The sequence below is a fragment of the Micromonospora sp. NPDC048871 genome (genome assembly GCF_043198155.1).
Lineage (GTDB): Bacteria > Actinomycetota > Actinomycetes > Mycobacteriales > Micromonosporaceae > Micromonospora.
Map to the genome: position 1 here is coordinate 294,464 of NZ_JBICUM010000005.1, position 26,892 is coordinate 321,355.

Annotated in this window: 25 protein-coding genes and 2 pseudogenes; 14 read left to right on the forward strand and 13 right to left on the reverse strand. The window is 70.4% G+C overall.

Translation table 11 applies throughout. From position 1 onward, the window contains the following. Positions 1 to 126 precede the first annotated feature (126 nt). Entirely contained in the window at positions 127 to 1,845 is a 1,719-nt protein-coding gene (locus ACGFIK_RS14870; protein WP_327026471.1) for a hypothetical protein, read from the forward strand. A 13-nt stretch (positions 1,846 to 1,858) separates the two neighbouring features. Here ACGFIK_RS14870 and ACGFIK_RS14875 read toward each other — a convergent pair whose 3' ends face one another. The 5 genes from ACGFIK_RS14875 to ACGFIK_RS14895 all read right to left on the reverse strand — a co-directional run bounded on the left by ACGFIK_RS14875 (position 1,859) and on the right by ACGFIK_RS14895 (position 5,418). Further along, positions 1,859 to 2,233: a hypothetical protein gene (locus ACGFIK_RS14875; protein ID WP_327026470.1), complete on the reverse strand. Its 375-nt coding sequence runs from the start codon at positions 2,231 to 2,233 to the stop codon at positions 1,859 to 1,861. Positions 2,234 to 2,295: 62 nt separating this feature from the next. Beyond that, a complete protein-coding gene (locus tag ACGFIK_RS14880; RefSeq protein WP_327026469.1) occupies positions 2,296 to 2,808 on the reverse strand; it encodes a SigE family RNA polymerase sigma factor in 513 nt (170 codons plus the stop codon). A gap of 24 nt (positions 2,809 to 2,832) precedes the next feature. Further along, the gene (locus ACGFIK_RS14885) at positions 2,833 to 3,045 is read right to left on the reverse strand and encodes a hypothetical protein (protein WP_327027152.1); all 213 of its coding nucleotides are present in this window, start codon (positions 3,043 to 3,045) and stop codon (positions 2,833 to 2,835) included. A gap of 147 nt (positions 3,046 to 3,192) precedes the next feature. Then, the gene (locus tag ACGFIK_RS14890; protein ID WP_327026468.1) at positions 3,193 to 3,522 is read right to left on the reverse strand and encodes a MazG-like family protein; all 330 of its coding nucleotides are present in this window, start codon (positions 3,520 to 3,522) and stop codon (positions 3,193 to 3,195) included. 99 nt (positions 3,523 to 3,621) lie between these two features. After that, positions 3,622 to 5,418, reverse strand: a complete 1,797-nt coding sequence (locus tag ACGFIK_RS14895) for a tetratricopeptide repeat-containing protein (protein ID WP_327026467.1) — start codon at positions 5,416 to 5,418, stop codon at positions 3,622 to 3,624. Positions 5,419 to 5,574: 156 nt separating this feature from the next. On the opposite strand from ACGFIK_RS14895, the gene ACGFIK_RS14900 reads away from it, so the two are divergent. The 3 genes from ACGFIK_RS14900 (at position 5,575) to ACGFIK_RS14910 (ending at position 8,425) form a co-directional block, all read left to right on the forward strand. Beyond that, on the forward strand, positions 5,575 to 5,751 hold the full coding sequence (locus ACGFIK_RS14900) for a hypothetical protein (protein ID WP_327026466.1): 177 nt from the start codon (positions 5,575 to 5,577) through the stop codon (positions 5,749 to 5,751). 123 nt (positions 5,752 to 5,874) lie between these two features. Next, complete coding sequence (locus ACGFIK_RS14905) at positions 5,875 to 6,243, forward strand: CATRA system-associated protein (RefSeq protein ID WP_327026465.1); 369 nt, start codon at positions 5,875 to 5,877, stop codon at positions 6,241 to 6,243. Continuing rightward, entirely contained in the window at positions 6,221 to 8,425 is a 2,205-nt protein-coding gene (locus tag ACGFIK_RS14910) for a CATRA conflict system CASPASE/TPR repeat-associated protein (protein WP_327026464.1), read from the forward strand. Before ACGFIK_RS14905 ends, ACGFIK_RS14910 begins: the two co-directional genes overlap by 23 nt. Positions 8,426 to 8,488: 63 nt before the next feature. Here the strand turns inward: ACGFIK_RS14910 and ACGFIK_RS14915 are convergent, their stop codons facing one another. Further along, entirely contained in the window at positions 8,489 to 10,954 is a 2,466-nt protein-coding gene (locus ACGFIK_RS14915; RefSeq protein ID WP_393339706.1) for a CHAT domain-containing protein, read from the reverse strand. A 503-nt stretch (positions 10,955 to 11,457) separates the two neighbouring features. Here ACGFIK_RS14915 and ACGFIK_RS14920 point away from each other — a divergent pair. After that, positions 11,458 to 14,331 (forward strand): immunoglobulin-like domain-containing protein, encoded by a 2,874-nt coding sequence (locus ACGFIK_RS14920; protein WP_393339708.1) that lies wholly within the window; start codon positions 11,458 to 11,460, stop codon positions 14,329 to 14,331. 126 nt (positions 14,332 to 14,457) lie between these two features. On the opposite strand, the gene ACGFIK_RS14925 is transcribed toward ACGFIK_RS14920, so the two are convergent. Further along, entirely contained in the window at positions 14,458 to 15,285 is an 828-nt protein-coding gene (locus ACGFIK_RS14925) for an SAM-dependent methyltransferase (protein ID WP_327026461.1), read from the reverse strand. Positions 15,286 to 15,579: 294 nt separating this feature from the next. Between ACGFIK_RS14925 and ACGFIK_RS14930 the strand changes: the two genes are divergently transcribed. Together ACGFIK_RS14930 and ACGFIK_RS14935 are read left to right on the forward strand one after the other, a co-directional pair. Next, positions 15,580 to 16,290 (forward strand): ThuA domain-containing protein, encoded by a 711-nt coding sequence (locus ACGFIK_RS14930; RefSeq protein ID WP_393339712.1) that lies wholly within the window; start codon positions 15,580 to 15,582, stop codon positions 16,288 to 16,290. Then, on the forward strand, positions 16,260 to 17,378 hold the full coding sequence (locus tag ACGFIK_RS14935) for a Gfo/Idh/MocA family protein (RefSeq protein ID WP_393339715.1): 1,119 nt from the start codon (positions 16,260 to 16,262) through the stop codon (positions 17,376 to 17,378). Before ACGFIK_RS14930 ends, ACGFIK_RS14935 begins: the two co-directional genes overlap by 31 nt. A 40-nt stretch (positions 17,379 to 17,418) precedes the next feature. On the opposite strand, the pseudogene ACGFIK_RS14940 reads toward ACGFIK_RS14935, so the two are convergent. Continuing rightward, positions 17,419 to 17,685 (reverse strand): annotated as a pseudogene (locus ACGFIK_RS14940) (DUF2236 domain-containing protein); the annotation flags it as partial. A 95-nt stretch (positions 17,686 to 17,780) separates the two neighbouring features. On the opposite strand from ACGFIK_RS14940, the gene ACGFIK_RS14945 reads away from it, so the two are divergent. Genes ACGFIK_RS14945 through ACGFIK_RS14955 form a run of 3 tightly spaced genes read left to right on the forward strand, consistent with a single transcriptional unit; the run spans position 17,781 to position 19,537 of the window. Further along, entirely contained in the window at positions 17,781 to 18,443 is a 663-nt protein-coding gene (locus tag ACGFIK_RS14945) for a hypothetical protein (RefSeq protein ID WP_393339718.1), read from the forward strand. Positions 18,444 to 18,452: 9 nt separating this feature from the next. Further along, positions 18,453 to 18,770, forward strand: coding sequence for a hypothetical protein (locus ACGFIK_RS14950; RefSeq protein WP_327026457.1), 318 nt, complete (start codon positions 18,453 to 18,455; stop codon positions 18,768 to 18,770). Between the two features lie 17 nt (positions 18,771 to 18,787). Further along, the gene (locus tag ACGFIK_RS14955) at positions 18,788 to 19,537 is read left to right on the forward strand and encodes a hypothetical protein (RefSeq protein WP_327026456.1); all 750 of its coding nucleotides are present in this window, start codon (positions 18,788 to 18,790) and stop codon (positions 19,535 to 19,537) included. Here the strand turns inward: ACGFIK_RS14955 and ACGFIK_RS14960 are convergent, their stop codons facing one another. Next, positions 19,538 to 20,164 (reverse strand): hypothetical protein, encoded by a 627-nt coding sequence (locus ACGFIK_RS14960; RefSeq protein ID WP_327026455.1) that lies wholly within the window; start codon positions 20,162 to 20,164, stop codon positions 19,538 to 19,540. A 64-nt stretch (positions 20,165 to 20,228) separates the two neighbouring features. Between ACGFIK_RS14960 and ACGFIK_RS14965 the strand changes: the two genes are divergently transcribed. Then, positions 20,229 to 20,486, forward strand: a complete 258-nt coding sequence (locus ACGFIK_RS14965) for a transcriptional regulator (RefSeq protein ID WP_327026454.1) — start codon at positions 20,229 to 20,231, stop codon at positions 20,484 to 20,486. Next, on the forward strand, positions 20,483 to 20,875 hold the full coding sequence (locus tag ACGFIK_RS14970; RefSeq protein WP_327027151.1) for a DUF4139 domain-containing protein: 393 nt from the start codon (positions 20,483 to 20,485) through the stop codon (positions 20,873 to 20,875). Before ACGFIK_RS14965 ends, ACGFIK_RS14970 begins: the two co-directional genes overlap by 4 nt. A gap of 10 nt (positions 20,876 to 20,885) precedes the next feature. Here ACGFIK_RS14970 and ACGFIK_RS14975 read toward each other — a convergent pair whose 3' ends face one another. After that, complete coding sequence (locus ACGFIK_RS14975) at positions 20,886 to 22,112, reverse strand: DUF2786 domain-containing protein (RefSeq protein WP_327026453.1); 1,227 nt, start codon at positions 22,110 to 22,112, stop codon at positions 20,886 to 20,888. A gap of 339 nt (positions 22,113 to 22,451) precedes the next feature. Between ACGFIK_RS14975 and ACGFIK_RS14980 the strand changes: the two genes are divergently transcribed. Then, positions 22,452 to 24,086 (forward strand): sugar ABC transporter permease, encoded by a 1,635-nt coding sequence (locus ACGFIK_RS14980; protein WP_327026452.1) that lies wholly within the window; start codon positions 22,452 to 22,454, stop codon positions 24,084 to 24,086. Positions 24,087 to 24,165: 79 nt separating this feature from the next. Beyond that, on the forward strand, positions 24,166 to 25,377 hold the full coding sequence (locus tag ACGFIK_RS14985; RefSeq protein ID WP_327027150.1) for a serine hydrolase domain-containing protein: 1,212 nt from the start codon (positions 24,166 to 24,168) through the stop codon (positions 25,375 to 25,377). On the opposite strand, the pseudogene ACGFIK_RS14990 reads toward ACGFIK_RS14985, so the two are convergent. From ACGFIK_RS14990 to ACGFIK_RS15000, 3 genes and pseudogenes are all read right to left on the reverse strand, one after another. Continuing rightward, positions 25,374 to 25,675: pseudogene (locus ACGFIK_RS14990) on the reverse strand (metallophosphoesterase family protein); the annotation flags it as partial. The gene ACGFIK_RS14985 and the pseudogene ACGFIK_RS14990 sit on opposite strands and share 4 nt — an antisense overlap. 1 nt (position 25,676) lies before the next feature. Beyond that, positions 25,677 to 26,195, reverse strand: a complete 519-nt coding sequence (locus ACGFIK_RS14995) for an RBBP9/YdeN family alpha/beta hydrolase (RefSeq protein ID WP_393339723.1) — start codon at positions 26,193 to 26,195, stop codon at positions 25,677 to 25,679. 55 nt (positions 26,196 to 26,250) lie between these two features. Further along, positions 26,251 to 26,844, reverse strand: coding sequence for an MOSC domain-containing protein (locus tag ACGFIK_RS15000; RefSeq protein WP_327026450.1), 594 nt, complete (start codon positions 26,842 to 26,844; stop codon positions 26,251 to 26,253). Positions 26,845 to 26,892: the final 48 nt, after the last annotated feature.

Here is a 26,892-nt window from a genome sequence, read left to right on the forward strand (position 1 = left end):
TCGCGGAACTTCATGGCATCCGCGAGACCGCATCGGTCTTGTTCATCTTGTCGCATGCTCCTGGTAGAAGTGCGACATGCCCCCACTAGGTGCTACCTCACTGGCGCACGAGTGCAGATTCCGACCGTGATGAGTACCCCCGCCGAGGTCGATCGTCTGCTCACCGCCGCCGACGAGATGACCGCGCGAGTCGGTCTCGGCCCGGACACCCGTACGGCCGTCGAGCGGGCCGTTGCCGCAGCCCGTCGTCTCGGCGATCCGGGGCGTCTGCTGCACGCCCTCGGCCGCGCGACTCTCAACCTCTCGCTGGAACGGCTCGCCGACGGCGGTGACGTCGCCGAACTTCGGGAGCAGGCCGAGGAACTCCTAGCCCTCGCCGGTGATCTGCTCGCCGATCCGGAGCACTATGCCGACGCCGTGATCCGTACCGTGCAGGCGGGTCAGATCCTGGCCGCCACCGGGCTGGCCGATCGCGGGCGCGACATCATCGAAGGAGTATGGCGGCTGGTCGACCCCCGGCCCACCGACAGCCTCGACGCGCGCCGTGCCCGGACTGCGGCACTGACCGGGCTGGTCACCATGCGAGGTGAGGCGGACCCTGGCGTCCTGGGACCGTTGGCCGCCGAGCTGGTCGACCTCCAGCGTGGCCTGGCCCGCGACACCGGGGACGCGGCCGCCCTGATCGACCTGATGGACGCCCTCGAAATCTTCGCGCGGGTAGCCGACACCCTGGGGCGGCCGGACCTGATGCGGGTGGCACTGACCGAGCAGTACTCCCTGGTTCAGATGTTTCAGGGCTCGGGAGCGCAGAAGCGACTCACGCAGATTGAGGCGTCGCTGGCGCAGCTGCCCCAAGCCGTACCGGAAATGCTGGTGATCCCCGGCCCCGGCGCATGGCGGCTGCGCGGCTCCTACCTGGATCTGCTGGCCCAACCCCCACCTACCGACATCATCGCCGGCGGATTCGCGGCCCGGCTGGCAGCGGAGTCGCGGGTGACCCACCCCGCAACCGGCAACCATCCGCCCGCCGACCTGTCGGCGATCACCGACTACGCCGCCAGACTCGACCACGGAATCTCGCTGTCCTATGAGGAACGACCAGCCGAAGCCGACCGCGTCCTGGCCGAACTCGCCGACGAGTTGAGCCTGTACGACGGGACGACATCGGAGCCGACCCGCAGTGACGCCCGACGTCTCTGGGCCGCAGCCCTCTACCAGCGCGCGATGCTCCGACACCAGATCGGTCACAGCGACGACGCCTGGGACCTCGCCTGGCTGTCCGTAGTCGTCGCCGTCCGACGACACGAGAGCCTGCCGGCACAGGACACCCTGATCGACGCGATCACCCACATGATCGACGCTGCCACGGTCGCGGATGCCGCCGGACGCCCTCAGGACGCCGTCATGCTGTGGTCCGAGGTCGTCGACCGCTGCGCGGACGCGGACAACCCACGGCTGCGCCGACTGCTCGGCGTGGCCCTGCACAACCTCGCCGCCGCGCTCCTCGAACGCCGAGAGCCCGCGAGCGCGACACCCTTGGCCGAACGCGCCTGCGCCATCCGCCGTGAACTGGCCAGGTCAGGCGACCAGCACGCGGTCTGGGAGTACGCGAACACGCTGCTGCTCATCGCCCGTCTGGCAATCGAGCGGCAGAACTGGCAGATCGCCGTCGAACACCTGGCCATCGTGGGGCCGCTGCTGATGGCCATGCCGCAGCGCCCGGAAGAGATGCTCGGGCTTGCCGCAAGGCTCGTCCGCGAGGTCACCGCCCAGGCACCGGGCATGGTGCACCGGGCCGTCACCAATGGCTCCTGGCCCTATCAGACCTGGACCCCATCCGCGTAGCTCCCAGACGGAGTCAGGAACCCGTGCCGGGACCCGGCGGATTCGTTGACGGGAAGGGGAAAGGGCTGATCGGGACCGGGCTGGCCAGGCCCGGCGGCGGAGAGGGGTGAGGACTGACCGGGACCGGGCTGGGCAGGTCCACTGGCGGGGACGGGACCGGGCTGGGGAAGCCGGCCGGCGGGGACGGGTCCGGGCTGATCGGGACTGGGCTGGGGAGGTCCGCCGGCGATCGGTCGGCGGGTACGGACGGCGGCGGGCCGTCCCGGGTCACCGCCAGGGCCAGCGGCGTGCCGACCATGAGGGTGGCGACGGCGCCCGCCACCCCCACCGAGACGGTGAGGGTACGACGCCTACGCGCCCGAGCGACGGCGGAATCTGTCAGATTCATCGGGACTGCCTCCTCAGCAAGATCGGTAAGGGTGGATCGGATGAGGTCGTCGAACGAGGTGTTCATCGCTTCAGCTCCAGCATGAGTTCGGTACCGGGCAGTACCTCACGCAGCCGACCGACTGCCCGGTGGGTCCGGCTGCGGACCGTCCCGACCGAGCAGCCGAGCACCTCGGCCACCTGTTGCTCGGGCAGGTCCTCGTAGTACCGCAGGACCAGCACCGCGCGTTGCGCCACGGGAAGGCGCAGCAGGGCTGCCCGCATGGTCAACCGCAGGTCGGCATGACCGCTGTCGTCCGGTTGTTCCCGCTCGACCGGCGAGCCGACCAGCGTCTCCCGTAGCCGTCCCCGGCGTCGCCACCAGCTGACCCGCTCGCGGTACATCACCGCGCGCACGTACCCCTCGGGATCCTCGTGCCGGATCGTCGGCCATTTTGCGTACGTCTTGGCCAACGCCGACTGCACCAGATCCTCGGCGGCATGCTGGTCGCCGGTGAGCAGGTAGGCCGCCCTGATCAGGGCGGCGGTCCGGTTCTGCGCGAACTCGCCGAACCTGGCTCTAGCCTCGTCGTCCAACAGCTGTGCTCCGTCCGGTACGCCTCATTCCCCACCACAGACGCGCGGGACCCCGCCCGCTATCCCGCTGATGCCGTCAATCCTGGGTGGCGAGCTCAGGCAGGATCTGGAGCTGCCTGCTGGTCGTTCTGGCCGGCGGCACGCTCCGCGGCGCCTGCGCAGCACACGGAACTCGTTGCCGTCCGGGTCGGCCAGCACGGCCCAGCCGCGGCCGTCGGGCTTGCGGCGGTCGTGCACCGTGGTCGCGTCGAGCGCGAGGATGCGTCCGACCTCATCCTCGCCCCGAGGGCTCAAGGCATATGTGCAGCCGGTTCTTGCCCACCTCCGGATCCGGGACCGCCGCGAAGAACAGTGCCGGTCCGGTACCGGTAGCGCGGAGGGTACTCACTCGGGCGGTTGCGTCCGGTAGGTGTCGAGGCGAGCGGTGGCCTTGTCGATGCAGGTGGTGACGATCTGGCGTGGGTCGTGGCCGAGGCTGGTGATGGCGACCAGGGCGGTGAGCACCACGTCGGCCAGTTCGGCGGCCACCTCGTCGGTGGTGTGGGTGATGCCTTTGCGGGGGTTCTGGCCGATGGTGCCGATCCACGCCGAGGCGACCTCGCCGGCTTCTTCGGTGACCTTGAGGATGCGCAGGCCGATCTCCTCGCGGCTGCGGCCGTTGACGGCGTCCAGCCGGGCGGTCACCAGGGCGGCGAGGTCGAACACATCAGTCATCAGGTCTTCTTTCGAAATCGAGGCCGGCGGCCGGGTCGGTCCGTCGCACCCGTGCCGGTGGCGGCCGGGTTGTCGCCGCCGCGCCGGCAGCGGGGTGACTCAGTGCCGGAACGCAAGGGTCTTGCAGAGTTCGATCGCCTCTCGGAGGGCGGCCGAGACCCCGGGCTCAAGGGCGGCAGCGACCGTCAACAGGTCGTTCATCGGCTCGGCTGCCGTTATGAGGATGGCGGTGCGCTGCTCCGGGGGACAGAGGTCGGCCGCGACGCGCAGCATCTTCAGCCCTTCCTCCGTACGGCCGGTCAGCAGCAGGATGTCTGCGAGGTCGAACGCTGCCCATGGCTCCTGGCCACTGCTGTTCACAGCGAAGCGGGCCAGGTACTCGATATTTTCGATCTTGGCACGCACGGGCGCGGTGTTCGTCCGTCGGCATCCGGCCAGCAGCAGCTCGATACGAGCCGCATTCATGAGGGGGTACAGCTGATTCGGTGCCAGCTCAGCGGCGCGCCGGTAACAGGTGAGAGCCCGGTCGAGCAGGGATTCGTCCAGGGCGCCCGGTGTGGTGGTCCGCGCCAGACGGCGGAGCAGGCCGCCCTGGGTGGCCCAGGTCTCGGCATCGCTGTCGTCGAGGGCCAGCGCCCGCTCGAACGCCGCTGTCGCCTCGATCATCGAGCCGGACATCTTGCCGAGAGCGGTGCCCAGCTCGCGCCAGGCCGGGGCATGGTCCGGACGCAGTTCGGTGGCGATCCGCAGGGTCTGGACCGCCTCCGCGTTCTTCCCTTCCCGGCGGAAGATCAAGCCCAGCTCGAAATGGGCCTGCCAGCTCGCCGGATTCTGTTCGACAGCCTTCTCCAGCAGCAGCACCCTACGCCGGGAATCGGAGGCGTTGCGGGCCGCGAGAACGAGATCTTCCCCCAACTGCCGGCGCAGATGTTCCAGCGCGGCGGCCATGTCGGCATGCTCCTGCCGCATCGCGTTCAGGTCCTCGAGTGACATCACGACCGCCGGCGCCATGTCGCGCACGGGACTGTCGACGAACTCCGTGTGCTCAAGGCCGTCGAGGGCGGCCTGAGTGATCCGGCGTACGGATTCGGCGATGCGATTCCTGCCGTACTCGATGATCCGCACGATGAGGGGATTGAACCGGACCTCGGCAAGATCCTGACAGATGACGATCGTCACGTTGTCGCGGGTCGCCCAGCGGACCCCCAGCTCCAGATACACATTGGGATTCGCGCCGGTCAGGTCGGCGATGTAGATCTCCGCATCGCGTGCCTCGCCGAACATCGACCGATGGATGACCCCGGAGGTCGTCTTCTCCTTCTCGATGACGAGGGTGACCTCGCGGCCGGTCTGTTCACCGATGAGCCGGGCAACCGGCTCCAGCAGTTGTTCGCGGATCTCGGTGACATCGCTCCACGCCGCCGAAGCACCCATGGTCTCACCAGGCATCGCCACGAAGCAGCGCAAGGGCTTCCCGGGTGCCCCCGCCGTGGTGCCCCGTCGTACGGGAGGGCGCTCCTCGACCGCCGTCGCGCTGGTCGTCAGACGGTGGCGCCGCTCGTTCACCTGGAGCCGCTGGAGCGCGGTCCAGCGCTGCCGCCAGTGCTCGAGACGCGGATCGTCGTCGGCCGGGGGCCGGCGTTGGGGATTGCCCAGCGTCAGCAGCGTCTTGACCAGCGCTATCAGAAAATCGATGCTGGGCAACCGCCGACCGCTCAGCGCCTCGCTCACACCCGATTCCGACAGGGCCCGACCGGCGGGGGCGTGGCGGGCAATCTCCCGCAGCGACGGCTTGCCCTGCTCGATGCGCAGCGCCGTGAGGTCGGCGGCGAAGCGGGCAAGCTCCCCTTCGTATGTCTGACCGCTCGACTCTTCGGCGGGCTCGTCCCGTGCCATCGGCAGCCCTCCGAGATTCTTCGACAGCGTCCCCATTGTACGAGGTCGAAGGTAGGCGAAAGACGCCGAACGATGAGTACGTGAGCCGATTTCGAGTCCCGCCGGGACCGTTCGCCGGATGCAGGAAACGGCTGGGAAACCGGCTGTAGTACTCGTATGAACACCAAGCTGATTGAACTGTTCGCACTTGTCGTCATCCTGCTCGCCTGCGGCGCCATCTATCTCGCTGCCGGGCCGGCCGCGCTCGCCGCGGTCACTGCTGTTGGAACCTCGCTGTTCGCGACCTGGCGCGGTACCCGTGGTAGGAAGCCGCGTGGTGGAAAGCAGCGATAAGGCATCCCTCGCAACCCGGCATGTATCCCATGCCGGGTGCTGCCAGATTCCGATCATGAGACGCGAAGATGTCAGCGGATCGGGTCACGCGCGCAGCACGCGAAGTGGCTATGGTGAATGGCCATGGGACCCCGCGAGCGTTGGGACGCCGAAACCGTCGGTGACGCGCTGTACTTGTTGCAGGACATCGTCCTGTGGGAGCTGATACCCGAGCGGTGGGAACACATCGGATCCCTGCTCAGTCGGCTGAGCGCGACCCTGGACACCGGTGAGGTCGACCAGGCGCGTGAGGTCCTGATCGAGCTGGAGCTGAGCGGACCGGTACGGGCGAATCGGATCGGACAGACCGAGACGAGAGGCATCCCGGAGCCGCTGCTCGAACGCCGCAACACCCTCGTGCACTCGCTGACCGCGGAACAGGACCGCCAGAGCGGCAAGCAGCAGGACGGGTCGCGAACGGAAGCCGGCCGTGGTGACCGACCCGATCGTTGAGCAGGAACTCGTCGCGCACCTGTTCGCGCCACTCACCGGGCCGGATGCCGAGCTGGCACGGCACCAGGTGGCGCTGCTGTGGCAAGCCTGCCGCACCGAACTGGGCATGACCCGTACGATCGAGGGCACCTCGCTGCCCGCGGACCTGCCGGTCGACACGGATCTGCCGGAGGGGGCCCTGGCCGGGCTTCAGGACCCGGCCGTCGACTTCCAGGTGATCGCGCGTCGAGAGCACGACGTGCTGAACATCTCGCTGGTGATGGCCACCCCGTTGGCCCCACCGGTGCGGCGGAATCGGCTCGGCGCCGCCGTCGCGCCCGGGTGGATCGAATACAGCCGGTGGTGGTCCGCGCTGACCGCAGGCGGTCTCAGCGCCCTGCTCGGCGGCGCCACCATCTACCAGGCCAAGTCGGCCGACCCGGCGCAGGCCGAGGTCCGTGCGGCGGTGCCGGAGCAGGACGACGACGGTGAGCGGTGGTGGACCAGGGAGACGACCCTCGACCACTTCACCCTCTGGGAGGTGACCCCGGGCGGCGGCCACCCGCTGCGACGGCTGGTCGTGCTCGGCCGGCCCGACGAGGACGACCGGCTCAGCCGGTTCACCTGGAGCTCCGGGGACGTGCTCCTGCCGCCGCTGGGCCGCTATCTGATGCATGCCGCCAAGCTGCGGTACGCGGCCCGGGTCCGGGGGGACGGCAGCCAACTGACCCGGCTCCGGGACCGCACCGCCGCCCGGCTGGACCGGATCACCGAACTGCTGGCCGGCGGCGGCTCCCTCGGCGACGAGGCGGACGGACTGGCCGCCGACGAGGCCGCGGTGATCGGCGCCCTGCAGGCCCTGAACAGCATGCAGCGCAGTGTCGACATCGCCCGCGCGAACATGACCACGGCCCTGCCGGAGCCACTACCCACTGATCGGGCCTTGGCGCCGGCGTTGGCGCAGTGGCTGGCCGACGACGGCTACTTCCTGGAGCAGATCCGGGTACGGGCGCAGCGGACCCGGCAACTGCTGCCACCCGTGACCAGGTCGGCACCCGTCCGCTCGGCCGTCGTCGAACCACCCGCACCCGAACCACCCGCGACAGCACCGCCCGCGACCGCACGGCCCACGCCGCCGGCCACGGTGCAACAGCGGATGAGTTTCGGGGTCGACGTGGTCTCGTACTCCGGCCGCAGCTGGCCACGACAGGACGAGGTGCAGCGGCGGTTGGCCGGGATCGTGGAGCGGGTCCTGAAGGACCTCGATCTGGACCTGCACGACACGGATCATCAGGACGCCGGTGACGGGATGATGGTCGTGCTTCCCGCGTACGTCCAGCCCCATCTGGCCTTGCCGAAGCTGCTCTACGGCTGGCACGGGCGGGTGGCGGCCGACAACGCCGCGCATCCGGAGGATCGGATCCGGCTGCGTCTGTCGGCGGCCGTCGGGCCCTTCTCGTCCGGGGCCGTCGGGTTCATCGGCGCCACCATCATCGAGACCGGTCGGCTGCTCGACAGCGAGGTCCTGCGTCAGGCCGTCACGGACCATCCCGACGCGGACCTGTTGGCCCTGATCTCGGACCGTCTGCACGCCGATGTCGTCGGTGAGGGTCATCCCGGCCTGAACGCCGCTCACTTCATCCCACAACGGGTACGGGTCAAGTCGTACGACAAACCGGCCTGGTTGTGGCTCGGCGGCTCGGTGCCACCCCCGGCGCGGCGGACTCCCCCGGAACTACCGCAGACACCGGGGGAGGAGCCGAAACGGGACCTGCTGGTCATCCACGGCGACACCGAAACCGCCGGCAAGGTCTTCGAGTTTCTCGGCGCTCTCGGCTTGCGTCCGCTGGAGTGCGGCGATCTGGTCGAGCGGACCGGCAGCCTAGCCCCCGAACGCAGCACCGTGCTCCGGCAGGCCTTCGCCGACGACACCGCCGCCCTGGTGCTGTTCACCCCCGGTCCGGGCGGGTCGCCGGACGTGCTCGCCGGCATGGCCCTCGCGTTGCAGCCCGACCGCACGATCCTGGTGCGGCTCGGCCAGGCGGACCTACCGGCGGAACTCCACGGCCGGTACTCCGTTCACCTGGACGGCACCAGCAGCCGGGGCCATCACCAGGTGGCCCAACTGCTGCGACGTCTCGGCTACGCCGTCCAGACCGAGGGCACGGATTGGCTGAACCCGGAGCGGTTCCAGGACTTTTGACCCCCGGGCACAGCCGCCCCATTGGGAGTCGAGGACTGAGCACGGTGAGCGAGCACGCGCATCCTAGGAGCCCGAGCATCCGGGCCCCGCATCGAGCGGCTCCGCCGCCTCTAAGGTCGCCGGGGTGAAGCCGTCACCGACGATGGTCAGGCCCGCCCACAGCGCCACCGGTGCGTTGGGGTAGCGGCGAAGGTAGTCCAGTTGCGCCCCACGCAGGGCGTCCACCGGGGCCAGTCCGGCCGCCAGCCGCCGGTAGACCGCGCCCAGCAGGGTGGCCGTCCTCGTTCCGGAGACCTCCACCGTGCCGGCCAGCACCCACCGGGCACCGGCCAGCAGCGCCGCGATGGGCAGGCCGAAGGGTTCCTGCGCCCCGCGCAGATCGAGCCGGGCGGCCCAGCAGGCCGGCATCAGCACCGCCTCCGGCAGTCGACAGGTGAGCAACTCCGCCGCCGTCAGCGGGTCGTCCGGTGCCAGCAGCAGCGCCTGGCCGAGGCCGCTGGTGGCGGTGCCGTGCACGCTGAGCAGCATCCCGCCCAGGCCGTCCGCCTCGGCCAGGGTCGGACGGACGTCTCTGCGGCACAGGAGTTGCGCCTGCGGGAAGGCCTCCTTCAGCAGGGTCTCTTCCCGCTGGGTGCCGGGCAGATCCGGGTCCAGGTAGGCGCGGAAACTCACGCCGGTCCGGGTGGGCCGGGCCCGCAGGGAGGTCCACAGGGTGATGGCCGGAACCACGACGATGCGGGCCAGTTCCGCCAGGTAGCGCGAGCCGACCCGGACCGCGGCCACCGGCACCGGGCCCAGGAGCCCACCGGTCGACACGACCAGCGGTGGTTGCCCGCCCGCGGCTAGCACCTGCGCCAATCCGGGCGGGATGATCGCCTCTCCCAGCGCGGCCAGCTCGGCCTCCTGGGCGACGGCGGCCGTGCCGGGCTCGGCCGCGTGGTAGCGGTCCAGCCAGGCCCGCAGCTCGTCGCTGAGGCGTACCTCGTCCACCCGGGGGGTGCCGTCGGGTGGCAACCAGACCCGGTTGCAGATGGTGGTCTCGTCCTCCAGCACGTCGAGGATGAGGGCGTGTCCGCCGGGCGGCAGCGCGGCCACGGTCTCCGCCAGGCCGGCCGGTTGTGGGGTGACCGCCCGCCGAAGCTCCGCGGTGGCCGCCCGATCCAGCCGCCGGTACAGCTCGGGCAGCTCGGGGGAGTCCCCGGCCAGCACGATGGCGTCGACGAGTTCCCGCAGGTCCTCGCTGAGGCGGGCGCCGGTCTGCACGAAGGCGGACACCGCCTCGGCGCGGGCCGCGGTCGCCACCGCGAAGGCCGTCCGGCCGTCGCCGGCACGGGCGGCGCAGTGCATGGCCAGGATGTAGGTCTGCCGCTGATCCTGGTAGAAGTTCTCCCGGTCGTCCGGGGCGGCCAGCCGACGGCCGGCCTTCTCGGCCAGGGTGAACGCGATGACCGCGTGGTCCCGGGCGGCCTCCACCTGGTCGTCGAGGATGAGCTGGTACGCGAGGTAGTAGTGCGCGATCGAGGCCGCACTCGGGTCCCGGTCGGCATCCAGCGGCAGCACCGCCTGGTTGAGCAGTTCGATGGCCGATGCCCGGTCACCACGGTCGAGGGACACCATGGCCCACTCCAGGGCGACCTGAGACAGGTCCCGGGGATTAGGGAAGTCGTCGTAGGGCAGCGCCGCCAGCCGGGCCTCGGCCGCGTCGAGGTCGCCGGTCAACCGGTCCAGCCGGGCCAGGAAGAACTCGCAGCCCAGGCGGTTGCCCGGCTCCCCGTCGCCGAGCCGGAGCGCCTGCTCGAACCGGCGGCGGGCGTAGCCGGCCGCGTCGGGGTCCTCCGGCACGTCGAGCAGCCGCATCTGCCCCAGCCGACGAGCGGCGTGCGCCGCGCCCAGGGGCCGGCCGGCCCGCAGGTACTGGACGAACGCCCGCTCGTACGCCTGGCGGGCGCCCGTGGTGTCACCCACCTGGTCCAGTACCGCGCCCAGCTCGCGTTCGGCGTTTGCCGCCCCGACCCGGCGGCCCAGGGCGGCGTACCGGTCCCGGGCCTCGGCCAGGGACTCCCGGGCCAGGTCGAAGTCCCGGGCGATCCGGGCCGACACGGCCACCCGATGACAGAGGTCGGCCCGGAGCTGGTCGGTGCGGTCCGAGGGTGGACACCGCTGCAGCACCTCGGCGAGTTCGGCCAGCCGTTCCCGGGCGGGCAGGAACTGGTAGCCCTGGTGGGCGACGGCGGCGCGCTGTGCCAGGACCTGTCCGGCCCGCAGCCAGTCCTCCTGCTGGACCGCTACCTCACCGGCCCGCACCAGCAGCTGCTCGGCGTCGTCGAGCCGCCCGTCGTTGCGGGCCAGGATGCCCGCCTCCAGCAAGGCCTCGGACCGCAGCTCCCCCAGGTCCTCGGCGGCAGCCAGCTCGATCACCGTCTGGTAGCCGGCGGCGGCTTCCGCCCGCCGGCCACGGGCGGCCGACAGCCAGTACCAGTCCAGCAGGAGTCGAGCCCGGACCCCGGGGCGGAGATCCTCGCGGTCCACCCATGGGCGCAACACCCGTTGCGCCGCAGCGAGTTCATGCCGGTCGACATGCGCCGCGGCCTTGCGCCACGCGGCGAGCGCCTCCTCGTCGACGGCGGCCTCCTCCGTGGTCGTTGGCGGTGTCGCTCAGTGGCGCAGGGGCGGCGGACGGCTGCGCCGCACCGACCACAGCAGCAGACGGACAGTACCGCGAGTGGGACCGGCCTCGAGGACTGAGCGGACAGTCGACAACCCGACTCACGACGATGTCCGCCCTCGCCGCACCTCGACGGCACCGGCGGGGCACCGCTGGATGACCCGACCAACTGAAGGCGCCCCGGTAGGTCCTGACGTGGCGTTGACCTGCGAGTAAGCCGAAGTTAGCGTTAACAACGCTCTCGTCCACTTCAGAGAGTCCCACCACCACCACCACCCTGGGAGGACCATTGAGATCGGGTCAGCGAAGGTCAGGAAGAGGTAGAGCCATCGCCATCATCGCACTGGGTGCGCTTGCCGCGGCGTCGTTGGCACCGACGCCATCCCACGCCGCCGACGATCAGCTCAACGAGGGCCTGGTGCACCGCTTCGCCCTCGACGAGACCAGCGGAACGACACTGGTCAACTCCGGTAGCGCGGGCTCGGCGGCGAACGCCACCCTGGTCAATCCGCAGAAGGCGACACTGACCGGCGACGGGGTCAGGTTCAACCCCGAGTCGTACGAAGGCGCTCTCGAAGGTGCCTACGTGAAGCTGCCGGACAATCTCACCGCCGGCATGACCAACCTGACGGTCGACTATGACGTGTGGATCGACCCGGCGAACGTCGGCGAGCACCAGATGTGGAGCTTCGGCGCCAAGTCCGGCTCCTGTGACGCCGACACCGGGGGCCAGGGGGCCATCTTCGCCTCGAACACCCAGCGGTTCCGGGTGGCCGTCGGTTCCACGAACCTGCAACAGAACCGGGTCCGGATGACCGAGGGGGCGTGGACCCACGTCACCTACACCCAGTCGCTGAACCCGAACGGCACGAGCTGGACCGGCCGGCTGTACCTCGACGGGGTGCTGCACGCCACGGCGCCCAACCTGAGCACCCCGCCCTCGGTGAACGCCGCCGGCACCACCTGCAACTTCCTAGCCCGCTCGCAGAACTCGGGCCACTACTCCTTCCGCGGCACCCTCCGGGACTTCCGGATCTACGACCGGGCCGTCAGTGTCGAGGAGACCCGGGCCCTGGCGCAACGGACCGTCGCCATCGGGGTCCGCGCGGACGCCGAGGCCATCGACCTCGGCCTGACCAGCGCGATCGTACGGGACATCGTGCTGCCCAAGGTGGGTTCGGTGGCGGGCTCGGCCATCACCTGGACCAGTTCGGACCCCTCCGTCGTGGAGGTCTACACCCCGCCGGCCGTGCCCAGTGCCCGCAAGGTTGCGGTGACCGGCCGGATCACCCGACCCGCCCAGGGCCAGCCCGACGCGACCGCCACCCTCACGGCCACCCTGCGCAAGGGCGCCGATGAGGTGGTCACCCGGGAGATCCCCGTGGTGGTCAAGGCGGAGTTCGACGACGCCCAGGCGGTCGACCGGGACACCTTCGACCTGACCCTGTACGCCACCGACGACGTACGCGGAAACCTGCACCTGCCGGCCGACGGCGAGTTCGGCTCCACCATCACCTGGAAGTCGACCACCGACCTGGTCACCCCGACCGGTGAGGTGACCCGCCCGGTCTTCGGCCGTGCCGATGTCGAGGCCACCCTGACCGCGACCATCACCAAGGGCGGGGCCTCTAAGACGAAGTCCTTCCCGGTGACCATCACCGCCATGCCCCGCTCCGAGGAGTACGAGCGGTACTTCCTGGGGTACTTCAAGGGTGAGGGCATCGCCGACGGCGAGCAGATCATGTTCGCCACCTCCAACGGCAACACCGCCCTGGACTGGACCGGTCTGACCGGAGGTCGCCCGTCCCTGATCTCCCAGTTGGGAGACCAGGGCCTTCGAGACCCGCACATCGTCCGCTCACCCGACGGCGACACCTTCTACATGATCGCCACCGACCTGAACTGGTACGACCAGGGCGGGTACAACATCAACGACACCCAGTACATCGAGGTGTTCGAGTCGCACGACCTGGTCAACTGGACCCCGCAGCGGCATGTGAAGGTCGCCCCGGACGACGCCGGCAACGCCTTCGCCCCCGAATCCCTGTGGGTGGAGGAGATCGGCGCCTACGTCGTGTTCTGGGCCCAGTCCCTGTGGGACGACCCGGTTAACCGGACCGGTCAGGGCAACGCCCAGATGTGGTACGCCACCACCCGTGACTTCCAGACCTTCTCACCACCCCAGGTCTGGCAGGACCCGGCCCCCCTGTCCCGGATCGACACGACCGCCATCAAGGTCGGCGACCACTACTACCGGGTGACCAAGAACGAGGCCGGCAACCAGGGCTCGGACATCTTCTCCGAGAAGCACACCGACTTCCTGGACAGCGACATCGACAACTGGACCCTGCTCGCCCCGGCTCTGGGGCGTACCACCTGGGTCGCCAACCAGGGCTACGAGGGGCCGATCATCTTCAAGGCCAACCCGGGTGACACCGCCTGCCCCGGCCAGTTCTACCTGTGGGGTGACCGGTACACCAACGGAGGTGGCTACCAGGCCGCCTGCCACGAGGACATCGAGGCACCTACCTGGAACCCCAAGGCGATCACGATGACCAACGCCGGGGTCGTCCGTCCCCGGCACGGCACGGTGATCCCGCTGACCCTGCGGGAGTGGAACGACATCCGGGGAATCCCGAACAGCGATGTCACGACCACCACGGAGGTGACCGTCGAGGCGTACGCCAGCGGGGCCCAGACCACCACGGCCACCGCCACGGTCACCGCGGCTGACGGGTTCCAGACCGGCGGTCAGGTGCGCTTCAGCCTGGGCTCCTGGTCGACGGTCGCCTACCTGGACGACGGCGCGGCCACGGTCACCCTGCCGACCGGCCTGCCCGCGGGCACCCGGACGGTCAAGGCCGAGTACCTCGGCCACGACTACCTGAAGGCCTCGGAAGGTACGGCCTCAGTTCAGGTGCCCGCCGGATCCAAGGCCGTCAAGGTCAAGGCGAAGGCCGCCCCGGCGTCGGTCGCCCGTGGCGGCACCTTCGAGCTGAAGGTGACCGTCGAGCCGGCCGGCGGGCCGAAGAAGCAGGCCGCCACCCCGACCGGGGAGGTCACGGTCACCTTCGGGGGAGCCGTGCAGGTCGTGTCGCTGGTGGAGGGCAAGGTGGTCGTCGACCTGCCGACCGCCGATCTGCAACCCGGCCAGTACCAGGTGCATGTCGCCTACTCCGGCAACCCCACCTACCAGGGTCACGCCGGCAACCACCAGAAGTTGACCGTACGCAAGCGGTAGTCCTGCGCCAGGGAGTCGGAGCGGGCGGGCTCGGCGCCCGCTCCGACCGGTGCCCGGCCAGGTCGACCTGACGCGCCGGCGGCGGCCGATCCACCCGTAGGGAGATCGGCCGCCGCCGGGTGGGCGTCACGGCTTGCGGGCGACCAGCGCGATGAAGGTGTGGTAGGTGTCGCTCTGGTCCGCGGTGGTCTCGTCCGGCTCCGGCCGCCACTCGGGCAGCGGCACCAGCCCCGGCTCCAGCACCTCCAGGCCTTCGACGAAGGAGAGGATCTCCTCATCGGTACGCCACCGGCCGGTGCCGAGGGACTCGTTGAAGACCCGTTCCACCTCGTGGGCCTTGCGGGAGGCCTCCGGGTGCCGCTCACCGGGATCACGGAAGTGGGAGATCGCCACGTAGCTGCCGGAGGGCAGGGCCTCGATCAGCTTCGCCGCCACCCCCTTGGGGTCCTCGTCGTCACTGAGGTGATGCAGGATCGCGAAGAGCAGCAACCCGATCGGGCGGTCGAAGTCCAGCACCTGCCGCACCTGCGGGTGTTGCAGGATGGCCTCCGGCGAGCGGATGTCGGCCTGGACGACCGTGGTGGCGCCGTCGCCGGCCAGCAGGGCCCGCCCGTGGGCCAGCACGATCGGGTCGTTGTCGACATAGACCACCCGTGCCTGGGGGTCGTGCTGCATCGCCACCTGGTGCACATTGCCCTGGGTGGGCAGGCCCGAGCCGAGATCCAGGAACTGGTTGACCCCCTGCTCGGCGGTGAGGAAGCGCACCACCCGCCGCAGGAAGGCGCGGTTGGCCTGCGCGGCCTGCGGGCCGTCCGGGGTTATCCGGACCGCGTGTTCGGCGACCGCGCGGTCCACGGCGAAGTTGTCCTTGCCGCCGAGGAAGAAGTCGTAGACCCGGGCGATGCTCGGAGCGTTCATGTCGACCCCCGGCGGAGCCGCTTCTGGACCGGTCACAGTTCGTCTCCTCGTCCCTACCGGATCGCGGGCGGCCGATCGGCTTGAGCCGAGGGCCGGACAGAGTGTAGCCATACCCCGAAGCGAATTCGGCTTCCTTACCGTCGTATGTCGGACTGGGGCGTCCACCTGAGTCGACTCCACGACAAACGGGGTATCCGTCCGGTCCCGCAGGGTGCCTCGGCTGCGCCACTGTGGAGACCGCAAGACGGGTACGGTTGTCGATGGATGATGCGGACGTCGGTCGGGTGGGAGCAGTGACCCCCCCCAGCGACGAACCGGAAAGGAGGGTCAGTGGCGCGGCGCAGAGCCCTGGTGGTCCGAGGTGGGTGGGAGGGACACCGGCCGGTCGAGGCTACGGAGCTGTTCATTCCCTTCCTGGAAGGCAATGGATACACGGTCCGGGTGGAGGAGTCGACGGAGATCTATTCTGACGCCGCCGAACTGGCCGACACCGACCTGATAGTGCAGTGCATGACGATGTCGCAGATCACCGCGGAGCAGGTGGCCGGGCTGTCCGCCGCGGTCGCCGCCGGTACGGGTTTCACCGGCTGGCACGGCGGCATCGTCGACTCCTTCCGGGCCAACGCGGAGTACCTGCACCTGGTGGGCGGCCAGTTCGCCACCCACCCCGGGGTCCGGCCGCAGGACCGCTGCGGCACCGAGCAGGACAACTTCCTCCCCCATTCGATCACCATCACCCCCCTGGGTGCCGAGCATCCGATCACCGCCGGGATCGAGGACTTCGAACTGGTCACCGAGCAGTACTGGGTGCTGCACGACGACCTGATCGAGGTGCTGGCCACCACCACCCACCCCAGTCGGGAATGGCAGCCGTGGCACCGGCCGGTCACCTCGCCGGCGATCTGGACCCGACACTGGGGCGCCGGGCGGATCGTCGTGACCACCCCGGGACACAGCCTCGACGTGCTGGAGCACGCGAGCGTGCGTACCGTCATCGAGAGGGGAATGGTGTGGGCGACCCGCACGGCGTCGGCATCGTAGGTCTGGGGTTCATCTCCCGCGCGTACCTGGAGACCCTCGCCGGGCATCCCGCCGTGCGGATCGTCGCGGTGGCCGACCTGGACCCGGCCCGGGCCGCCGCGGCCGCCGCCGCGATCCCCGGTGCCGAGGCGGTGAGTGTCGAGGGGTTGCTGCGCCACCCCGAGGTGACCACCGTGCTCAACCTGACCATCCCGGCGGCGCACGCCGAGATCTCGGGCGCCGCTATCGAGGCCGGCCGGAACGTCTACGGCGAGAAGCCCCTGACGGCCACCTTTCCGCAGGGCCGGTCGATCATCGACCGGGCGGCTGCGGCCGGGGTGAGGGTCGGGTGTGCCCCGGACACCGTGCTGGGCATCGGTACCCAGACCGCCCGCGCGGCCATCGAGGGTGGGCTGATCGGCCGCCCGATGGCGGCATCGGCGGTCATGGTCACCCCCGGGCATGAGCGCTGGCACCCCGAACCCGACTTCTACTACGCCCCCGGCGGGGGCCCGCTGCTGGACATGGGGCCGTACTACCTCTCGGCGCTGGTCCACCTGCTAGGGCCGGTCCGGGCGGTGATCGGGGCAGCCAGTCGGCTGCGGGATGTCCGGATCATCGGCTCCGGTCCCCGCCAGGGGCAGCGGATCCCGGTCGAGGTGCCGACCCATGTGACCGGGGTGCTGGAACACGCGGACGGTGCCCTGACCACCCTGACGACCAGCTTCGACGGTGTCGGAACGACGGCCGCCCCGATCGAGGTGCACGGGGAGGCCGGCACCCTGGCCGTACCCGATCCGAACCACTTCGACGGCACGGTCCGCCGCCGGGCCCTCGACGACCCCGAGTGGCGGGCCCTGGAACCGCGGGCCGGCTACGTGGCCGCCGCCCGGGGGGTCGGCCTGATCGACCTGGTCCGGGCCGACGACACCCGTCCGCCCCGGGCGAGCGGTGAACTGGCTTTGCACGTACTCGACATCATGACCGCCCTGCTCCGCTCGGCCGAAGAGGGCCGACGGATCGAGCTGACCACGACGGCCGAACGCCCCGCACCCGTCCCCCTGACCCCGGCCGAGGAGTGGAGGTCCGCCCTGACCGTCCGGCGCTGAACGGTGCAGGCCACCTGCGGTCCGCCGGCTGGGAGGTGACTCAGTCCGCGGGCGGCGGGGGTGCGGCGGGCTCCGGTGGGCCGAGTCGGCTGATGTCGTACCCCTCGGGGTAGGTCCTGGTCTGGATGCCGTCGGCGAACAACGGTGTGGCCCGGGGCCTGCCGAACCAGCGCAGCAGCCGGGCGCGGGTCTTCAGCGCCAGGTGCAGCCCGGCCCGGATCAGCCAGGCCGGGGGGTCGACCCGCATCGCGCGGCGCAGGGGAGGGTCGTACATGGCGTTGACCAGGGCGTCGCCCAGCGGGGCCAGGGGATCGAAGCCGTCACCCTTCTGCGGTACGGTGACCCTGCTTCGCGTTCGAAGACGGTATCGATGTGTTTCGTCGACGCTACGGGGTGGGAGAAATGGGCGAAGACAGACGGCACATACGCCTGTCCCTGGCCACCCTGGACTCCCTCGGCAGCGACGAGGAACTGCGGGAACAGGTCACCCTGGCCCTGCGTCGGGCGGAGAGCGATCGGCGGCCCAGCACCCACTCCGGTCAGGACCCCACGGGTGCCATCACCGTGGTCGTGGACTCCGCCGGTCAGGTCGAGGACGTGACCGTGACCCGCGACTGGCGCAGCCGGGTCGGGGTCAGCGGTGCCCCGGAGGCCCTCTTCACGGCGTACACGACCGCGGTGCAGGCGGCCGTCGAGACCGTCGCCCTGCGGCAGCTGCGAGCAGACTCCAACGAGGCCGCCCGGCCGCAGCCGAACAACACCGGCGAGGCCGCCAGCACCAGCGAGGTCGGACCCGACGACGAGCAGTGGCTGCGGCAGACCTGGCAGACCCTGCACGACCTCGACATCGAGCTCGAAGGGTTGGCTCGCCCGCCGCAGATGGTGTCCGAACAGGAGGTCGCCAGCCCGTCCGGGGTGCTGACCCTGCGGATGCGCGACGGGGGTGTCGTCTCGATTGTCGGTGACGTCCGCCGGATCGCTCAGCTGGATGCCGCCGCCCTGCGGTACGAGGCGCATGCCCTGTTCCGGACGTACGCTCTGGTCCGCTCCCAGAATCGACCCTGAGGTTTCGACATGCAGGAAGTCTCCGTCATCACCGAGGCCGTGCGCGACGAAGGCGGCAAGTGGCTCAGGTTGTCCGACCGGGCGCAGTTGATCAAGTTGGCGGCGGACCAGCTGCACCTGGACGCCTCGGCCTTCTTCATCGGGGACGCGAACGTCGTCCTGCACTCCGCGGCCTACCGGGACTTCCACCGCTTCCTGGTCGGTGTCCTCGGCGGGGCGGTGACCGAGTTCGAGCAGATCGGTGACGCCCTTCGGCGCATCGCCGACGAGTACGACGACGCCGACGCGGTCATCTCTCTGGACCTCAACCAGATCTACACCCACTGAGCGCGAAGGACGACAGGGTGCAGCCAACGACCAGTCAGCTTGAGTACGGCGAGCCGTTCAACAAGGCCTTCGACCAGATCCGTACCGGCATCGACACCGCGATCGAGAGCTTCAACCAGCTGGTGGACAAGGTGAACAGCTGGAAGTGGCTGCTCGGGCCGGCCGCGCTGTGGTGGATCAAAAACAATCTGGACGACGTCCGGGGCGGCCTGAACAACGTTCTCGATCGGGTCGATCACGCCCTGGAGCACCAACTGCCGGTGCTTTCACTGATCAACATCAGCTTCCGCTGGGTCACCGATGTGAAGTCTCCGGTGTCGAACCTGTCCTTCGTCACCACCGAGCCGGACAACCAGAACCTGGCCAAGTGGACCGGGGACGCGGCCAGCGCCTACAACTCCAAGGCGATCAAGCAGAAGGCGGCGGTCGACGAGACCGTGGTCAAGGCGGAGTTCATCAGCCAGTGGCTGTTCGACATCGCCAAGGCCAATGTCGACTACGCGGTCGAACTGGCCAAGATAGTCACCGGGCTCACCGGCAAGCTCGTGCAGGCCGTGGCGGAGGCGAGCACGGTGATCGATCTGCCCTGGGCCATCTCCACCCTCGCCAAGTCGATCGGTGACCTCGTCACCGCGGGCCTGAACACCCTGCTCACCATCGGGCAGCGGTTCGTCGACGCGCTGGGCAACGTGCGGGACATCGCCACCCAGGTGGGTGACCACTCGAAGCTGCCCGGCGGGCAGTGGCCGCAGGCCGTGCGGGGCTGATCAGATCCTCGGCACGGCGGACCGGGTAGCGGTGAGGATCACCCGGGAGGCCGAGGCCAGGGTCTCCGTCGGAAGGTAGGACTCGCCGCCGACGGCCAGCCACACCTTCACCACCAGGTTGCCGGTGCGGGAATGCACCATGTACTCGGCGTACCGGAAGCCCGGGGTGGAGCGTTTGGTGAAGGCCTCCGCCTCCTCACCCACCTGGGCCACCGGGCCCGCCGGGGTCATCCCGGTAGCCTCCCGGGTGCCCAGGTAGAGCAGCCGGGCCTCCTCGGCGGTGGCTGGAGTCGAGGCCTCCACCAGCAGGTTCGCCTCATGGCCTGACCTGGTGCGCATCTCGAACAGACAGGCTGCCCCGGGCCGTCCCGGCGGTGGCTTCGGGTCGGTCCGGGTAACCGTCAACGCCAGGTCCTCCAGCGGCGCCAGGTCGGTGCGCGCACACAGGTCCAACTCGGCGGCCGAGTAGGAGGGGCCGGCAGGCGAGGGGGTGGCGCTCGGGACGGTGGCCGAGGTCTGCGCCGGGGCCGAGGGGGCGGCGACCGGGGTCTGCGCGTCACAACCGGCGAGTGCGGCGACAACGACGAGGGCCACGCCCACCCGGCGACCACACAAGGAGTCAGGCACGACCTCGACGGTACCGGTTTCCCACCAGCGGGACAGGCCTGTCGGCCACCGCTAGGGTGCCGATGTGGCCCCCCGAGAAACCCCCGAGGACATCGCCCGCACCCGCACCGTGTCCGCCGGCACCATCCTCGGCAACCGGGCGGATCTTCGCGGCTACCCCTATCGGCTGCTGTGCGTGGTGGCCCACCACGGCATCGGCGGTGACCAGGTGACCCAGGCCGTCGCGGCGGCGGAGGTGCTGGAGGCGTACGGCTGGGAACTGGTGACCCTCTCTGAGTTCACCAGCAACCGGGTGGTCTACGCCGTGCTGCGCCGACGCTGAACCGGACCGTACCGTCACGGGTCGGTGAGGAGACCGAGTTGGCCCTCGGGGTGGACGACCGGCTCCGGGTGCAGCGGAAGCTGCACCGGCGTACCGAGACCAAGGCCACCCTGGGGTCGACCCGGCGACGAGAGGTGGAATACCTGATCACGGTCGCCAACCACACCCCCCGCCCGGCCACCGTCGAGGTGCGTGATCAGCTCCCGGTCTCCCGTGACGAGGCCGTGGTGGTGCGGGAGACCACCCTGGTGCCGCCGCCGGTCGAGCGTACGGAGTTGGGGGAGTTGACCTGGCGGTTGTCTCTGGCCCCGGGTGACAGCGGCGAGATCTCGCTGGGCTTCCGGGTGGAACTGGCCAAGGGGGTGGAGCTGACCGGCTGGCGGGAGTAGGCGCGGGGCACTAGGAGTGCCGGCCGGTGTCCGTGGGCAGGGTGGCCCGGTCGGCGGCCTGCCGGCCGGACTCCCAGCCTTCGCGGCTGTCGACCCGGCTGCCTCGGGCCCGCACGGTGTGCGGGAAGACCCGCCGCATGGTGTCGCGGATCTGTTCGTCCCGGGCGGCCAGCACCGGCAGCAGATCGGCCGGGTCGGCCCTGCCCGTGCCCTCGCCCGGACCGGTGACCTGCGCCAGGGCCAGCTGAGCAGCCTCGGCCAGCCGTTCGTCGATGCGGACGGTGAAGGCCACCAGGAAGGACTGTCGGAACGCCTTCAGGCGGCGCCGCCCCGCCTTGCCGCCGGGCGGTTCGGCCCGGGCCATCGCCCGGTGGGCCTGCACGAGCAGGGAGGTGTAGAGCAGGTCGACCGCCTCGATGTCGGTGTCGAAGCCGAAGACGGTGCTGAAGGCCAACTCCGGTGAGGAGACCGTGTGGCAGCGGTTGGCCCGGGCGACCGCGTCCAGCAGGGAGGCCTTCTCCTTCTCGTGCGGGTGGTCCACCCCGATGCGCCGCGCGTACGGCACCACCGGCGCCGGGTCGGCGCTTCGGGCGGCCAGCAGCGCCTCGTCCAGACTGTGCCGGGTGGCCAGTTCCTGGGCCTTGGCGGTGTACGTCTCGGCCTCGGCCGGGAAGGTCGTGGACTCCGCCTTCGCCAGCAGGGCGCGTACCCGGTCCAGCAGCCGGGCGTCGACCCGGGACGACCCCGCCGGACCCGGGCGGTCCCCGGGGGCGGGGGTCCCGGGCGGGGGGAGGAGCACCTCGATCGGCGGGAGGGTGGACAGGATGACGAGCAGACCCAACACCAGATCGAGTACGGCCACCCGGTCCAGCCGCCAGCGGGCCGCGAGTTCGTCGAGGTATCTGGCGTCGCTGGACCACCAGACCTGCGCGCTGAGGCTCTCCGCCTGTGCCCGCCACCGCTGGTCGACCGTGTTAGCGGGAAACTGTCGCAGGTACCCGGCGACCGCGTCGGTCACCAGGTCGGCCTGGCGCGGCTGACCCCGTCGGGCGACGACCCGGTGCAACTCGGTCGGCTGCCAACCGCCCCGCCACAGCCGCGCGCACGCCTCGTCCTTCGCGGCCACCAGTTCCGGATCGACCTCGGTCGACCGGGCCACGGCCAGGGCGTCCAGCCCCGCTTCGTAGTCGATCGCCCCGGCGAGAACCGCCCTGATCCGCTCCCGCACCGATGTCACCCGCCCAGGCTACGGAGTCCGGGCCGGGGCTTTCGGCCAGTGGCCCGATCAGCGGCGGCCGTCACTCCCCGCGACGCGACGACCCCCGCCGGAGCTTGTTCTCCCCACTCCCCGAGCGACGCCCGACGGGCCGTTCCGCCGTCTGGATGACGCGCCGGGCGGGACCTGAGGACGCGATCTGCCCGCCCCTGAGTATCCGTACTCAGCGATGCCGACGTGCCGGTACTCAACGGCGACCACATCGACGAGATATGCCGTCGGGACGAGTGGCGCGGCGTGATCACTGGACCTATCGTCGGGACCGGCCAACGGTCCGAAGAGGCGAGGAGCACCATGAGCATGGCAGCACCCACGATGACGGCGGCCCGTACCGGACCGGACCGGGGTACCCGGATCGGTGTCGGAATCGTCCTGCTGTTGCCCGCGTTGATCGCCCTCGCCTGGTCGTATCTGCTCCCCACCGTGCAGGCGGTGTCGCGCTCGACGAAGCGTGATCGACTGATCGGCCCGGTGGAGCCTGTGGGCTCTGCCAACTACGAGGGCCTCTTCGCCCAGGGATTCCTCGGTGACATGGGCTCGGCCCTGCTCCTGGCGCTGGTGCCACTGGCCTTGGCGCTGCTGGTCGCACCGGCGCTGGCGCTGCTCGCCGATCGCGCCGGGCGCCGGGCCCGGCTGGCGCTGCGGGCCCTGGTCGTGCTCCCGGTCGCCGGGTACGCGCCCGTGGCGCTGCTCATCGGTTGGCGCCTCGACCGGATGGAACCCGGCACCATGCTGGACCGTCCCGTGGCGACCCTCGCGGAGCTCACCGCAGTCACCGGCGCCGGGCTGGTCGTGGCGGTCGCCACCACGGCCTTCCTCAGCACCCTGCGCGGCCGGGGGCAGCGTCGCGACGCCCTGCCGGCGGCGCTGACCGTCGCCGGTCTGCTGGTGCTCGGCATCATCGCGGCCGCCCTCCAGACCTACACCGCGCCGCTGCTGACGGGCAGAATCCGCACCCCCCTGACGTACGCGGTCACCGAATCCCTGCAGCAGATGAACCTCGGTGGCGGCTCGGCCGCAGCGGTGCTGCTGCTGATCCCGCTGGCCCTGCTGGGCCTGGCGGCGACGGCCCTGCTGCTGTTCACCAGGGCTCGCATCGAGGTGGTCGACGAGGCCGTCACCCACCGCGAGCAGCCGCACGGCGCGGTCAGCAAGTCCGGTCCGATCACCGAGTCGCCCGGTAACCGGCAGGCCCGGATCGGGCTGGCGGTCGCGGGGGCGCTCGTGTTCGTCGTCATGCTGTGGGTGGCCTGGCCGTGGCTGCGCCGCAGCCTGCGGTTCACCAACGAGACCATGCCGATGTCCTCCCCCAACCTGGGCGGCATGTTGACGGCGACCTGGCTGCCGACCCTGCTGTCGGCGGTGGTCACGGTCGCGGTCGCGGCGGCGGCCGGCTTCGCCATCGGGGGCCTGCGTCCCCTCGGTCGGTTCAGCGAGTTGCTCCTGCTGCCCTTCGCGCCGTGGCTGTTCGTCGGCACCGGGCCGCTGGCCATCGAGTCCTTCCTGCGGGCCCGCGACCTCGAGCAGCTCAACACCTTCCTCGGGCTGGTGCCGCCGGGTTGGGTCAGCATTCCGGCGTTGTTCCTGTTCACCGTGCTGTTCCGCGGACTGGAACCCCGGTGGCGGGCGGGCGGTGGGTTCTGGTCCACCATGCTCGCCCCGGCGGCGCCGATGGTCGTGCTGGTCGGGCTGGTCACCTGGCTGGTAGCCGCCGCGCAGGTGCTCTGGCCGATGCTCGTGGCGTCGAACCCGACGTCTCGACCGGCGCCGCTGGAGGTCCTCCTGATGTTCGCCAGTTGGGGGATGCGCGGCGACGGCGACGGGCTGGCCCTCGGCGCGGTTCTGCCGCTACCGATGATGCTGATCTTCCTGGCCGTGTTCGTGTTGCTACAGGTGAAGTACCTGGACCGGTTGGCGGTACGAGTCGGTCGGTGATTTCCCGGCGAAGGGTGCGATTCGTCGGGGACACGACGACTATGTAGCTATGTTCAGTACTCTTCGGACACGCAAGATCGTGGCCGCCGGCGTGATGCTGGCGGCCACGATCGCTGTTCTACCCGCATCCGCCGCAGCGCAGCCCGACAGACCGGACCGTGCCGAGTTACGCGCCGCGCTCACCGCAGTACCCGAGGCCGGGGTGCCCGGCGTTCTGGCCGAGGTGCGCGAGGGCCGACATGACTGGCGCGGCGCCGCCGGTCAGGCCTATCTGACCAGACCTCGACCGATGCAGCCACAGATGCGCCACCGCATCGGCAGCATCACCAAGACCTTCGTCGCCACCACCGTGCTGCAACTCGTCGACGAGGGACGGTTGGGTCTGGACGACCCGATCGGCAAGTGGCTCCCCGACACCGTGCCGGGGGAGCGCGGCGACCAGGTCACCGTCCGGATGCTGCTGAACCACACCAGCGGCATCGGCAACTACACCAACGCGATGATCGACTCGTACGCCTCGCTCAACCGGATGCAGGTCACCACGTACCCCCCGGCGGACCTGGTCGCCATCGGCCTGGCCATGCCCCCGACCGGCGAGCCCGGCGCGAGGTTCAGCTACTCCAACACCAACTACGTCCTGGCCGGACTGCTGATCGAGGCGGTCACCGGCAACGACGCCCCGGCCGAGGTGCAGCGGCGCATCCTGCGGCCGCTGAAGCTCACCGGAACGAGCTTCCCGGGCACCGATCCGACGATCCGCGGCCCGCACAGCGGCGCCTACTTCGCCCCCTTCGGGGTCCGTGACCTCAGCGAGTTCAACATGAGCTGGGGATGGACGGCCGGCGAGATGATCTCCACCATGGCGGACCTGAACACCTTCTTCCGCGCGCTGCTCGACGGAGACCTACTCAGCCCCGCCACCCTCAAGCAGATGCTCGACGGGGTGCCGATGCTGCCGGAGCTGCCGGAGGCCGGCACCTACGGCCTCGGCATCTACTCGCTGCCCACCCCGTGCGGGGAGTTCTGGGGGCATGACGGTGCGGTGTTCGGTCACCTGACCTACTCACTGCACAGCCGCGACGGCACCCGCCAGGTGTCCTCCGGCATCAACATCAGCCACTACCAGGTAGGCCTGCCCGATCCGCACCCGTTCGACATCGCCTGGCAGACCTTCCTGCTCACCGCGATCTGCCCGGCCGGCGAGATGAACAGCCGCTCGGTGCAGCCCGCGCCGCAGCTGCCCGGCGTGACCCGGATGCCGGGCAACGCGGCGGCGGTGACCGCGCCCTAGGGCGTCACCCGGCGTTGCGGCCGGCTGGACGGCATCACCTCGTGCAGGGTGACGGCCTCCAGCCGGCCGTCGGCCAACTCGGCGGTCAGATACGTCGCGTACGGCTGACGCCGCCGATCGGTCGGCGAGCCGGGATTGAGCAGCCGCAGACCGCCCGGGGCCTCGCTGTCCCAGGGGATGTGGGAGTGCCCGAAAAGCGGGCCGTGCAGCGACCCTCCCGGCCGGTGGCCGGACCGGTCTCGTGCACCACCGCGATCCGCATCCCGGCAGCGTAACCCTGACCAGCCCGGGCCAGCCTGTCACCGCGAGGAGGGTGAGGTCAGGGACCGGAGCAGATCCTCGCCGTCGGGCCAGGGACCGAACCCGGTCTTGGAGTCCAGGTGCCCGACCGCGCCGGCGTCGAACAGCTCCGAGCCCCAGTCCCGCGCGTACGCCTCGAACTGCGCGAAGGTGGCGTTCGGGTCGGTGCGGCTGGCTACCAGGACCGAGGGGAAGGGCAGGGGCTCGCGTGGCACATGGTCGATGACGACATCGACGCTCTCGCCCGGGCCGGGTCGCCAGTCCGGATCCAGGTACGGCGGCGTGACCAGCAGGGCCGCCCGAACGGGACCGATGTGCTGACGGGCCCAGATGGCCACGGTCAGACATCCCGCGCTGTGTGCCACCAGGATCACCGGCTCACGATCAGCGCTGATGGCAGCGTGCAGCGCGGCGACCCGTTCGGTGGCGACGTACGGCGGCCCGGGCGGCTCCGGCGCCCACTGGAACCCCGGACGGTCCCTGACCCACCTGCGCGACCAGTGGTCGGGTAACGGCACACCTCGACCGGGCACGACAAGATGGCGGGTCACCTTCCGCAGCCGTTTCCCGAGGTCATGGCAGCGGCTGGCCGGGCGGTAGCTGCCGGATGGCGTCGCCCACCCGGATGGTCGCACCGACGACCACCCGGGCGTTGAGGCCGCGCAACCGCAGTCGCTGACCCTCCTCCGTCCAAACGACCTTGTGGGCGTCCCGTCCGAAACGGGCCGCGAACTTGGCGCAGCCGTTGTGCGGCTGGTCGGTCACCTCGATGACCGCCCGGTCGCCGATCGCCAGGCGGGTACCGGCCGGCAGGGCCTCCACGCTCAGGTCCAGATCGACATAGAGCTGATCCCCGGCCAGCGCCCAGGCCTGCGGATCGGCACCGGCGATCAGCTCCACGAAACGGGAGTTGATGACGTTCAACTGCATGTCGGGGTGCGGTGACCGGTCGGGCGTACGCTTGCTGGGTCGTTGACTCCAACTGTCGCCGAGCAGCCCGGCGTCGAGGTCCAGTTCGGCCTCCGACAGCACCTCCCGGCCATCGACGGCTGGACGGCGTACCGCCAGGGCCAGGGTGCCGCCGTCGCGGGGGGACTGCCGCACCAGGTGCAGCCCTGCCATGATCTCGTCCATCGAGCGATGCCGTACGGCGACAGAGTTCTCCATGGGTGTGACTGTCCCTCATGGGCCTGCGCGACGTCCATCAGTATCGAA